Origin of the sequence: Acinetobacter sp. YH16042 (assembly GCF_013417245.1) — a bacterium.
Classification (GTDB): domain Bacteria; phylum Pseudomonadota; class Gammaproteobacteria; order Pseudomonadales; family Moraxellaceae; genus Acinetobacter; species Acinetobacter amyesii.
Genome location: NZ_VPEJ01000038.1, coordinates 1 through 11,535, shown reverse-complemented (window position 1 = coordinate 11,535; position 11,535 = coordinate 1). Strand labels below are relative to the sequence as shown.

Sequence of the window (11,535 nt, the reverse complement as noted above, 5' to 3'; positions counted from 1 at the left end):
GCTGAAATTAGAGCCTGAGTTTGTTCATAATTTATTAGAAGAAAAAGGCAAAACATTGGAAGACTTTAAAATTAACACTTTATAAAGTTATACATTTAACATAATGGTGGTTATACGCAATACACTTGTATATTAGTATAAATATCAATGACTTAAAAATTTAGTCATGGCTAAGAAATCAGCAAAAAGTCGATTTTGAAACAAGTCGGCTTTTTTATGTTCGATTCTGTAAGCTTTTGCCAATAAAAAATGGAAGAACTTTGCAAAATTTACAATTTTGTATTAACATTTTTATATTAACAAAAAGCGATGCAACTATGGAAATTGAGTTTTCATGGGATGAGCATAAAGCAGAAATAAACCTTAAAAAGCATGGTATAGCTTTTGAAGATGCGACATTGGTTTTTTACGATGCTCATGCCTTATATAAACAGGATCGCTTTGAAAATGGTGAATATCGTTGGCAAGCGATAGGTATGGTACATGGGCAAGCTGTTTTATTGGTGGCCCACACAGTACAAGACCATAATGGGATGGATCATATCCGCATTATTTCGGCACGACAGGCAGAGAAAAAAGAGAGGAAACAGTATGAGCAAAACCGTTACGTACAAAGTAGATTTGAATAAACCTCCTGTTTTGTCTGAAGAACAAAAGGCAAGACTTGAAGCTCTGGCTAAACGCGCAGACAGTGAAATAGACTTTTCCGACATTCCTGAACTTGATGAAAGCTTTTGGAAAAATGCTGTCCAAAATCCGTTTTATAAGCCAACTAAACAAGTGACTACAGTACGCATTGATGCAGATGTCATGCAATGGCTAAAAGCACAAGGCAAAGGCTATCAGACACGTATGAATAAGATTTTACGTGATGCAATGCTGAATGATTTAAAAAATCACCCATAAAAACGGAGCTTAAGCTCCGTTTTTTACAAACTATTTTTAAGCTTATAGAATCTAAATTCGGGGTAAATTAAACCTATAATAAAAAGAATGGTAAATGCTATCCATAGAAACAAAGCCATAGCTCTAAGCTGTTCTTCATTCCATGAGCTTGATTCCATATCTAAGAAAAAGATACTCTTCCAGCCTTTAATATAATCAGCTCCACCCCATGAAATAATCCATTTGAACATTAAGCTAACTGCCAAATAAATAAGTACCCACACCCATGTAGACATAAATTACCTTATTATTTTTAATCACTTATTGGATAATTATAACTGATCTTAATAGTCTTATTTAACATAAAATCTCTTATACGAAATTTGCATTGTAAGCCCAAAGTAGAAATGTCCGGTTTCTCCAAAGTAAAAATGTCCGCTTTTAGAATATGCGCTTTTGCGATTATCGAAGCGGACGGTTTGATATGTTGGTGTCTATGTCGGATAAAGAACTTAAACGATTGTCGGTCTTGCAGGAAATCTGCGATCAACGCATAACTCAATCCCAGGCTGCTCAGCTACTTCATATTTCAGAACGTCAGATCAGACGCTTACTGCAGAAATACAAAGCTCAAGGCCCAGTTGCATTAGCCCATGCTGCACGTGGTCAAATCAGCAACTCCAGGCTTCCTGAAGAACTCAGACTCAAGTGCCTCAATATTGTTTCGGATCAACTGCATGGTTTCGGACCCACTTTAGCGCATGAAAAGCTCACTACCATTCATGGATTCGACATCTCGGTGGAAACACTACGTTCCTGGATGATTGCAGCTAATTTATGGATTCCTCGCTCCAAACGCCTGAAACGCCCGTATCAGCCTCGTTATAACCGGGACTGTTATGGTGAACTGATCCAAATTGATGGCTCACACCATGACTGGTTTGAAGGACGCGCTGCTAAATGCTGTCTGCTGGTATTTATCGATGATGCCACAGGCAAATTGCAGCATTTACGCTTCTGTGAATCAGAATCAGCCTTTGACTATATGATTTCGACACGCCTGTATGTCGAACAGCACGGTAAGCCTTTAGCGTTTTACAGCGACAAACATTCAGTCTTTAGGGTGAATCAAAGCAGTAAGAAAGACACCAAGATTACCCAGTTTGGACGCGTGCTCAGTACCCTCAATATCGATATCATCTTCGCTAATTCACCACAGGCCAAAGGCCGTGTAGAACGAGCCAATAGAACGCTTCAGGACCGTCTGATCAAAGAAATGCGCCTGGAAGGCATCTGTTCGATTGAACAAGCGAATGCCTGGCTACCCTGCTTCATTGAGCAATTCAATCAGAAGTTTGCCAAGATGGCCTTTAATCCCAAGGATCTACACCGGACTGTCACTGAAACAGCCGAAGAATTAGATGATATTTTTACCTGGCGTGAACCCCGCAGAGTCACGAACAGCCTGACCATTACTTATGATAAATGCGTATATCTCCTGGAAAACACGGAAGAAAACCAAAGATTGATTGGCAAGTATCTTGAGTTCCTTGAATACCCGGATGGTACAGTTGCAATTGAATATCAGGGTAGAAAAATCAATTACAGCATCTTCGACAAATTAAGCCAGCTGAACCAGCGAGAGATTGTTGAGAATAAACGTTTGGGTTCTGTATTGGCCCATATTCAACAACAGCATGAAGAATTAGAACAGCAAAACAAACGGAATCGTTCTCAAGCTATGCCACGTAGACGTGCACAGAAAACAGCAATTCAAAAACGAAATCTGAATCCTGTGCTTGACTTGGAAATGTCGGTATAGGACATTTCTATTTGGTTTTAAGGTAGGACATTTCTACTTAGGAATAACATTGCATGTTAGAACCTATTCAAAGTCCGTATTTAATAGCTTCTCTTAGCGGATTTACTCATTTTCAAGCACTTGTAAGTAAAGCTCATCCGCTTTTTGAGCAATGGCTTTGCCATTCTCACGCATTTCTAATTCTTTAGCTACATAGGCTTGAATCGGTATGTTGTAATAGCCACCACCATAGTAGTCTTTAATGAGTTTCAAAGGCACTTCCACACCATATTCATCAAAAAGATTACGTCTGTAATTATATTCATGGATCGTATCCGCATAGGTCGGCAATCGGGGTAGATAGGTCAAGTGTGGTGTAGCAATTTCCATCTGCATCCATGTTTTCTGCTTCTTAGACCTGTACTTTAAAAAACGCTGTGCAAAATGGATAATCTGCCCTGCTTGGGAACGGCTTGCTTTGAAAACAGACCATGTTTCAACCATCAGGAATAGATTTTTAATGTCGGCTCGGTTCTTCTCTGCTAGAGAACTATTTTTTTGACTAGCCAATTTATTAATAGAATCAGTAAATTTAGTTTTAATTTTTTCAATACTTTGCTTTGTATATCGCCAAGTCCACGTATAAGCCCTTACTCTGTCTTTGTAGTCTTTTTCATCACCCAAGATGAGCTGTTTATAAGTCTTATGCGTATCTCTAAAAAGCTCCATAGTCACCAGGGCAGTAGGTTTGACAGCAATTGGATTTTTTAAGACAAATTGTTTTGGCTCATTATCTTTGAAGTAGTCTGCAATCAAGGTCTTTTCTGCTGAGATCGAATCAAGATCCCACTTAAAGCCTTTGTACTTCTCTTTAAGAGTCTGAATCTTCAAACGCTCCGACTCTTTGGCAAGTTTATTAATCTCAATACCGTTGAAAGTATTGAAATCTCTACTTGTAGGCGTAGTGAATAAGCAATACAGAAACCATTTATTTTCATTAAAGACATCTCTTTGCACGATCATCGTGCAAATAGGATGACCCTTTTCTAGGCGGTAAGAACGCTGTCTTGGTGAAATACCCAACTCATAACGCTCTGTCATCTTATCCAAAACGGATTCAATGGATTTCTTAGAACTGTCGTACTCAAAGCTGAAATAAAAATATGCGCCATTGGCAACATGGTCAGCGAGCCGTTGCATTGTAAATTTTGTGTGTGGACTAAAAATTATCATCCAAAATATTTCCAATCATTGTTATCAAGGGTTAATTCACAAAATACGCTGTTTTTTGATCAAAAACTAGCATTGTAATCGAGTAAAAGGATTTTTGGTTTTTAGCTGTTTTTTGCTTTTTCCATAGCGAAGCTATGGTGAACTTGCGAAGCAAGTTTTAAGGACTTCTAGACGGTGTTTGTAAGAGGGTAATAAGTAGTTCCATGCGAACGCACCTAGACAGCATATTTTTTGTGCATTATGATTTTCTCATCAGTTGTGAAGTGTGTCTGACCAACGCACCTAAAAGACCTAACCGTTTTTTAGTGTGCCGTTAGGCACACTAAAAATTTTGATTTTCAACAGCTCACAGTGGAAAGGTTGACAGCCTGAAAACTGCTTGACGAAGCGGACTGCTGCGGAAACGTAGCTCGGTACGCTTTGATGAGGGCTGATGAGGGGTGGCTTTTGCCTACCCTCAAATTCTACTCAATCCACTTCATTGTTGGTTCTTGAAGTTGGGCGACAAGGAAACGGAATCACCGAAAGGTGGCGAATGGGTTAAACCCCATTCTAGGCTGAAAGGGCTGAAATCCTGCTTTTGAAGAAATAGTGAGTGAAATCCATAGATGGAGAGTAGCGTTAATAACTACCGTTCTTCGCTGAATCTTTATGGTTTGGCGAGGTGCGTGGCACACACGATGGCTTCTGCGGTATTCGAGAGGGTACAGGCGATCAAGGTGAAAGCTGGCGAGAGTGGCACTTTTGGGTCAGGTGGTGAATTTGTCGTGATGACATTCCATTTTGGCTCGAAAGGTCGATGTATAGCTTAAACGTGTTAAAGGTGGGGAGAAATCCTCATCGACTGTGCTAAGTAAGTGTTCTACCCATGATGATATTTTTTAAGCTGCGGAATCGGTATTTTGGAACTGCGTACCGAAAAGCAAGGAAAAGGTTTAGAAAATTAGTGGATGGGCGTACTGCTTGTTAAGACTTCAAAAGATAACTTGGGACGCACTTTTATGTCATTAGGTTTTGTCACCTAAGTATTTGAATAACTTATTTTAAGTTATCGGCATAGATGTGTTGGAGCGATCTTTAGTAGCGCATATAAGGTAAGTTGTTTTTGCCGAAGTTGTACCGTTAAACGTCTGAATAGTTTGCTCGTCTTTTGTGAAATAGATAGGGATCTATAATCACAGGAGATTTATTAATCGGATTGGAATATTCATTAAGTAAGTGAATGAATAGGACGTTTCTTTAGAGCAGGCTTAAATAGTTTCTTTGAAAGTATTTAAGCTCTCTAAAGTTGGGAAAAGACCATAGCTACCGTTGTCAGAAATGGCTTGTTAAGGGAATCGTGGTTTTGCGAAAGAGTGATGTTGAGGCTACAGGGGACTGTAGTTGAGTGTGTTACTTCTTGCATGGTAAAAGTGCTTGAAGGCTGTGAATTTAATGTCACAGGGAAATCAAAAAGGTTAAATGGGGATTGGTCTCCCCTGCTGTTCGAGTTGGTCGCTCGGACTAAACTAAACTTCTGAAGACATAGTTTTTCGAGGTTGTTATCCACCATAGGATAAATATTTTCTGATTTTATGAATAAAATTAGCGTTTTAAAGTTTGGTGTTGGTTGGTTGGCAATCGGCACTTCGACAAAATTTTACGGTGCATACGTTATAAGCATTTTTTAGACCCCCTCGGATATTCTTGCCAACAGAATATCGAAACGAGGTGGGTTGTCTAAATGCTCACCATTTGCGTTTTAAGGCACTTTAAACTAAAACCTATAGGTAGAATAGGAATGACCAATAAAACGCCAAATACAGCAAACCATGCGCTATAAATCCACATCTCTTGGTGTATCTTGCTCTCGATCTGTCATAAAATCTTCTAACCCTGTTGGGTCATCATGGTTTTTAAAGAACTCCTCCCAAGTTACTTCACAAAAGACACCATCTTCATTGGCTCTAAACCATCGTGGTTTGTTGAAGTTCTTCATCGAGAGAGAAACCAAATCTTCATCTTTTTTATCTTTGCTCATCTCAGATCCTCTTTAGCGAGTGTCTACGAGCGACACAACGAAAATTTGCGCCTAGACTCCCTGAAAAACTGCTTTTTAAAATATTTGCTTCAACAAATTGAAAGTAGATCACATGCTGATCTTTGCACCTAGACCGAGCGAAGCGAGCATAAAAAACTTATGAGCGAAGCGAATTCCGAGTTGCTTTTGCCTTTTCTTAAAGTAACAAGAATATTAACTAAAAATTGCCCCACGAATCGAGCGAAAGCGAGATTCAATAGAGTTTGAGCGTAGCGAAAACCAAGGGCAATTTTTCATTTATTTTTTCATTTACTAATTTTAAAAGCTTTATTAAAAGCTTTTAATAGCTTTTAAAAAGCTTTTAAAAAGCTTTACGGCCAGTCTCAATGTATTGCTATATCAGTGTTTCAGACACTAAAGTGGGGGCGAAATGTTAGGTTTTTGACTTTAAGTGGGGGCGAAATGTTAGGTTTTTGACTTTAAGTGGGGGCGAAATGTTAGGTTAGTGGGGGCGAAATGTTAGGTTAGTGGGGGCGAAATGTTAGGTTAGTGGGGGCGAAATGTTAGGTGGTAATCAAGATATGCTTGACTTAATAAGTGGGGGTAAGTAGCATTGAAAATACCACCACATAATAGAAGAATAGTGATTTTAGATGGCTGTATCATTAAAGAAAATTAAAAATTTTGAGGAACATGACAAATCTCTTTTTCCTCTTTCAGCACCTGCCAAACGTTATCCAAAAGACTATGCTGTCTTTCAAAATATTTTCTGGCAATTGAAGCATGAGAAATCACCAAAAGACGATATTCTAAAATTGCTATTCTTTTTTAGCCCTAAAGTTCGGCTAGCATCAGATCCCAATGAAACAACAGAATTCACTGTAACAGCTAAAGAATATGCTGAATTGACGGGCTTAAAGCCAAGCAGTGCTTATGTAGCCTTAAACCGAGTAGTAGATGCTCTCTACGACCACAGTGTAGTTTTTTATCATCCTGGAAAAGATCGAGATATTCGAACAAGACTCATTAGTACATGCTCATACAAGGATGGATGTTTTTATATTTCTTTCACGCATTTTGCCCTATACATTATGTATGTTTTTAATAAACAAAATTCGTATACAAAATTTAAAGTTAAATCGGCTGTTGCCTTACATGGTCACGGTTTAAAACTTTACCCATTCTTGGTACAAAATGAATTTCGGTCTAATTTCGATGTATCCATCAAAGAATTAAAAAGTGCTTTAGGTCTAGCAGAAAATTCATACCCAGAATATAGAGATTTCAAAAGTACTATTCTTAAACCCCACATTGATGACATTAACTCTAAAACAGAACTTACTATTGAGTTTAAAGCAGTCAAGAAAGAAGGACGCAAAGCTAGTCATGTTAATTTTATAGTTAGAAAAAAGAAAACTATTGGAGCTAATCAACAAAGTGAAACTGGTAGTAACCAAGAGCAAAATAAAATAACTGCAAAAATGGTTTATTTAACGATAATTCAAAGTGAAGAATTGAGCTTGAGATTCAAAGAATCTGGTGAGACTACAGACGAATTAGTAGAAAGAATAAAAATTGATTTTAAAAATAACGAAGGTAATAGATGGATTGAAAAACTAGCAGAATTCAATATCGACTTTACTATTGAACAAAAAGTTTGAAAAATTGCTGCTATACCTAGAAAAGTACGATTTAATTCAAAATAAGATATATGTTCAGCTAAGATGTTCAGATGAACATGCTTAAACACGCGCTGAGGGATTACATTGAACAAAACAAAATTTAGCATAATGGACGCAAGTAAAGCTTTTAAAAAATCAAGAACAACAATCTATGAATCTATAAAAAGTGGTGAATTATCAAGAGATCATGATGGACTTATAGACTTATCGGAACTTATCAGAGTTTATGGCAATCCAGTCAGTGTTCAGTCCAGTACACGTACTGAACAAGTCCAGAAGGATGTACAGGTACACGTTCAGTCTGAAATTGAAAATGTATTAAAAGATCAAATTTCTTTACTCAAAAATCAGTTAGATTTAGCAAATCAAAGAGAAAAGTCTTTGATGCAACATATTGAAGATCTCACTCATAGAATTGAGTTTAAAGGCACGTTAGAACAGCCAAAACAAGAAAATACTAGTAAGCTAAATGAATCTACTAATCTAAATATAGCAACAGATCCTCGGCCAGAGATTGAGTCGAACTATGACGCATTGACTACTTTTGGGGAAGACAACAAGCGTATACCTATTCCTGAACACGTTGAACCGGAACCTAAAAAAAGGGGATTATTGGGCCGTTTAGCTCGGGCAGTTTTTACAGATGAGTAAGGTTTTATTGTTATTTTTAGCTAAACAAAAGTGTGGAACATTGCTTACTTATTAAGCGTGGAACATGAAAAATCATAAAAAAAGCCCGGACAGAGATGTTCGGGCTATCAACTAGAAACTACAGCGTTGAATTATAGGGATAATTATACAGCATTTCGCATAAGGCGTATTATGTTAATTTTAGAAAATCTTAAGATAATTATTAATGAGTGGCTTAATGAATAAAGAAATTTCTGTATTACTGCATGACGTTCCTACTCATGCAGATTACGCATGTGATGCAACAGATTTAGATCCAGAAGATATTCCTGAAGATCGTATAGAACAAGTCATAAATTTATTAAATTCTTCTGATGAAAATATTGTATTTGAGGCAGCAAAACTTCTGACTAATTGGGGACAATCCTCTGGTTTTGATGCATTAGTAAATTTATTAAATGAAAATAAATTAGTTGGTTATATAGATCATCGTTTACATGGTTATGATGATACACTTCAGCATGTACTTAGAGCTTTTGTTCGTTATTGGGCATTCCAAGCTGATCTAGGATTTGGTGAACAGGCTAGAATAAAAATATTTCATCCTATACAAAAGATTATAGAAATATCTAATACAGAACCATTTGATATTAGTCGCTTATTTTGGTTAATTGATGATGAAAAATACGATGAATATATTCCTTTAATTAAAAACCATTTAATCCAAATAATAGATCATCCTGAATTACAATTTTGGAAAATCCATGATGCTATTGAACTGATGCTGAAATTAGAGCCTGAGTTTGTTCATAATTTATTAGAAGAAAAAGGCAAAACATTGGAAGACTTTAAAATTAACACTTTATAAAGTTATACATTTAACATAATGGCGGTTATACGAAATTCAGTTGTCAGAAACCATTTATTACATCAAAAGTAATGAAAAAGTAAAGAATATGACTTATATTATCTTTACTTTAATGGTTTTTGAGTGAGGGAATCATGTCCGCAGTCAATTTCAATATGCGCTTAGAAGCAGAGTTAAAAGAACAAGTCACCCCAATTTTGGAAGACTATGGTTTGACTATGCCTCAAGCATTCAAACTGTTCTTGAATCAAATCGTTAAAACTAAAGCGATTCCTTTATCTTTTGACTATGCACGAGAACCTGCTTTAACTCCTAAAGCAGCAGCCAAGTTACTTCAATCTTTAAAAGAGATTGAAAATGGCGAGTACACCGAGTACGAAACGGTAGAAGAAGCGATTAAAGCTATGTCGGAAGAAGCACATGGCTAAACGTAAGATTATCGTAACCAGTTCTTTTAAACGTGATATTAAAAGACGTTATTTAGAACTGGTTACGGCTGAATGGGCAGAAGTATTAGATTGTTTAGTCGCAAATAATCCTTTGCCTGAAAAATATTTAGATCATCCCTTGAAGGGTGGTGCAGAGTTTAAAAATTGTCGTGATTGTCATGTGAAGCCTGATTTAGTCTTGATCTATAGGCTTGTTGGTGACGATATTTTAGAACTGCATCAGTTGGATAGCCATTCCGAAATTTTTGGATGACTATCGCTCGATGCTTTGAAAGATGGCTTTAGCCATGTTTCAAAGTCGGGCAACTTTGCGACTGCTGTCATTGATTCGGTGATGGCAAGAGCCGAGCAAAGTACTGTCTAATCATTATTTTGGGTCAATCACACAATAATCCTTATTCGCTCCGTGACAGTCATTTTTCATGATGCGAACGCAAGACTTCCCATTGCAATTTTTAATATCTAGGCTGTATTTTTGTTCTAGCCATGCAACGTCTGCTCTACGCTGTTTGATTTCGTCCATGCTCGGCACATATAAAAATAATGCTAAAAAGAAAACGATCAGCAAGCTAACAAAAGCACTGGCGTAGATTGCCATGAATCGCCAGTCAAGTTGATTGGTTGCATTGTTTAATTCCCGAATACTGTTGTTGAGTGCGTCTATTTGCTTCTGATTGGCGTTTTTTAGGTGTTTTTCGGTCTTATTGAGTACTCCGCTAGCCACTTCCTTGTAAAACGCTTCTAATCGCTTGTTATCGTCTGCTATGGCTTCTCGATACTCTTTCATAGATGCCAGTAAAATATAGAGCTGGTCATCTAGGTCGTTTTGGTTGCTCATCGGTACATTCCGCCCTGATCTAAGTCTTGTGATGCTTTACGGTTGGCTCGCTCGGCTTGCTGTTGCTCTAGTTTTTGCTGTCGTTGTATTTCGGCTTGGCGTTCTTGTTCTAGGCGTTTAGCTTCTTGGTTTTTCTGCCATTGCTCGAAGCCTTGCTCGGCACGGTTTAAACCGTGCTGTAAAACGCTGTCTGTGCGCTGTTGCTGTTGTTTGAGGTGTTGGGCGTTGTGTTGCTTCACATGGTCGTTATAACGGCTGATTTCGGTGTCTATACCTTGTCTACGAAGTTGAGTGACCGAAGTCCCCTCATGAATGGTGGCTTGTAGTCCATTGTTCTGATCGGCATAGCTGCGGTGGTCTATTTTTTCTCGGTAGCCTGCTCGCTCCAGTGCGTGATTGGCTAAATCCGCCCATGTTTCCCGAATCTGTTTGATGTCGTCTTGGGTTGTTCCCATATTTAGGCTTTTGCGTTTGGCATTACTTAACTCAATATCGGTTTTTGTCGTCAAAGTGAGTTTATTGTCAGGGTCTAATTCAGCTTTTCGGGTGGTCAGCATGATATGGGCGTGATGGTTTTTATCATTTCCGCTTTTGCTGGGTTCGTGAATGGCTAAATCTGCGATCACGCCATAGCGATCAACAAGTGATTGGGCAAACTCTTTTGCCAAGTCCTTACGTTGATCTGCATCCAGTTCATCAGGTAAGGCAATCACCCATTCTCTAGCGGTTCGAGCATCTTTGCGGTTTTCGGACTGTTCCGCCAAGTTCCACAACTCGCTACGGTCTATTTCTATATCAAGGTTAGACACAATTTCGCTATGGGCGACACCGTCCTTTCTCGTAAAGTCGTGGGTTAGTCCTGTTCGTTCATCTTTGAGTTTTTCCCCTGAACGGTAGGCAGACGATGCAACCGCAGTTCGTCCCGAACTTCGATTCACTGTTTTTGTTGAGCAATGATAAATCGCCATTTTTTCTTTCGCCTTTTTAAATTGCGTAGCAATTTTTTGGGGTTAAGGGGATTCCCCTTACGCAACGATGACTTGAATGAAATTCAAGTCGTAAGTGCGCATTTCATGAAAAACACGATAGCATATTACCCGCTTGAATTTCAATTCATAGGGTCTTATGC

At 38.1% G+C, this 11,535-nt stretch carries 13 protein-coding genes; 8 read left to right on the top strand and 5 right to left on the bottom strand.

What is annotated here, in order from left to right; translation table 11 throughout:
• Positions 1–317: 317 nt before the first annotated feature.
• Positions 318–629, top strand: coding sequence for a BrnT family toxin (locus FTV37_RS15795; protein WP_096902542.1), 312 nt, complete (start codon positions 318–320; stop codon positions 627–629).
• Positions 592–906, top strand: a complete 315-nt coding sequence (locus FTV37_RS15790; RefSeq protein ID WP_096902543.1) for a BrnA antitoxin family protein — start codon at positions 592–594, stop codon at positions 904–906. The genes FTV37_RS15795 and FTV37_RS15790 overlap by 38 nt, the downstream gene beginning before the upstream one ends.
• 23 nt (positions 907–929) lie before the next feature.
• Here FTV37_RS15790 and FTV37_RS15785 read toward each other — a convergent pair whose 3' ends face one another.
• Positions 930–1,181: a hypothetical protein gene (locus FTV37_RS15785; RefSeq protein ID WP_004969151.1), complete on the bottom strand. Its 252-nt coding sequence runs from the start codon at positions 1,179–1,181 to the stop codon at positions 930–932.
• A gap of 200 nt (positions 1,182–1,381) precedes the next feature.
• On the opposite strand from FTV37_RS15785, the gene FTV37_RS15780 reads away from it, so the two are divergent.
• The gene (locus FTV37_RS15780; protein WP_180009761.1) at positions 1,382–2,707 is read left to right on the top strand and encodes an ISNCY family transposase; all 1,326 of its coding nucleotides are present in this window, start codon (positions 1,382–1,384) and stop codon (positions 2,705–2,707) included.
• A gap of 102 nt (positions 2,708–2,809) precedes the next feature.
• Here FTV37_RS15780 and FTV37_RS15775 read toward each other — a convergent pair whose 3' ends face one another.
• Positions 2,810–3,919: a hypothetical protein gene (locus FTV37_RS15775; RefSeq protein ID WP_004968110.1), complete on the bottom strand. Its 1,110-nt coding sequence runs from the start codon at positions 3,917–3,919 to the stop codon at positions 2,810–2,812.
• Between the two features lie 1,816 nt (positions 3,920–5,735).
• Positions 5,736–5,939, bottom strand: a complete 204-nt coding sequence (locus FTV37_RS15770; RefSeq protein ID WP_004968112.1) for a hypothetical protein — start codon at positions 5,937–5,939, stop codon at positions 5,736–5,738.
• Positions 5,940–6,592: 653 nt separating this feature from the next.
• On the opposite strand from FTV37_RS15770, the gene FTV37_RS15765 reads away from it, so the two are divergent.
• The 5 genes from FTV37_RS15765 (at position 6,593) to FTV37_RS15745 (ending at position 9,821) form a co-directional block, all read left to right on the top strand.
• The gene (locus tag FTV37_RS15765; RefSeq protein ID WP_004967300.1) at positions 6,593–7,600 is read left to right on the top strand and encodes a replication initiation protein; all 1,008 of its coding nucleotides are present in this window, start codon (positions 6,593–6,595) and stop codon (positions 7,598–7,600) included.
• A gap of 105 nt (positions 7,601–7,705) precedes the next feature.
• Complete coding sequence (locus tag FTV37_RS15760) at positions 7,706–8,272, top strand: plasmid replication DNA-binding protein (RefSeq protein ID WP_225531289.1); 567 nt, start codon at positions 7,706–7,708, stop codon at positions 8,270–8,272.
• Positions 8,273–8,489: 217 nt separating this feature from the next.
• On the top strand, positions 8,490–9,119 hold the full coding sequence (locus FTV37_RS15755; protein WP_078194520.1) for a hypothetical protein: 630 nt from the start codon (positions 8,490–8,492) through the stop codon (positions 9,117–9,119).
• Between the two features lie 134 nt (positions 9,120–9,253).
• Positions 9,254–9,547, top strand: coding sequence for a type II toxin-antitoxin system RelB/DinJ family antitoxin (locus FTV37_RS15750; protein WP_004870963.1), 294 nt, complete (start codon positions 9,254–9,256; stop codon positions 9,545–9,547).
• Complete coding sequence (locus FTV37_RS15745; RefSeq protein ID WP_001129137.1) at positions 9,540–9,821, top strand: type II toxin-antitoxin system YafQ family toxin; 282 nt, start codon at positions 9,540–9,542, stop codon at positions 9,819–9,821. Before FTV37_RS15750 ends, FTV37_RS15745 begins: the two co-directional genes overlap by 8 nt.
• A 114-nt stretch (positions 9,822–9,935) precedes the next feature.
• Here the strand turns inward: FTV37_RS15745 and FTV37_RS15740 are convergent, their stop codons facing one another.
• Positions 9,936–10,406, bottom strand: coding sequence for a hypothetical protein (locus FTV37_RS15740; RefSeq protein ID WP_004870960.1), 471 nt, complete (start codon positions 10,404–10,406; stop codon positions 9,936–9,938).
• Complete coding sequence (gene mobQ, locus FTV37_RS15735) at positions 10,403–11,374, bottom strand: MobQ family relaxase (RefSeq protein ID WP_136144369.1); 972 nt, start codon at positions 11,372–11,374, stop codon at positions 10,403–10,405. Before mobQ ends, FTV37_RS15740 begins: the two co-directional genes overlap by 4 nt.
• Positions 11,375–11,535 lie beyond the last annotated feature (161 nt).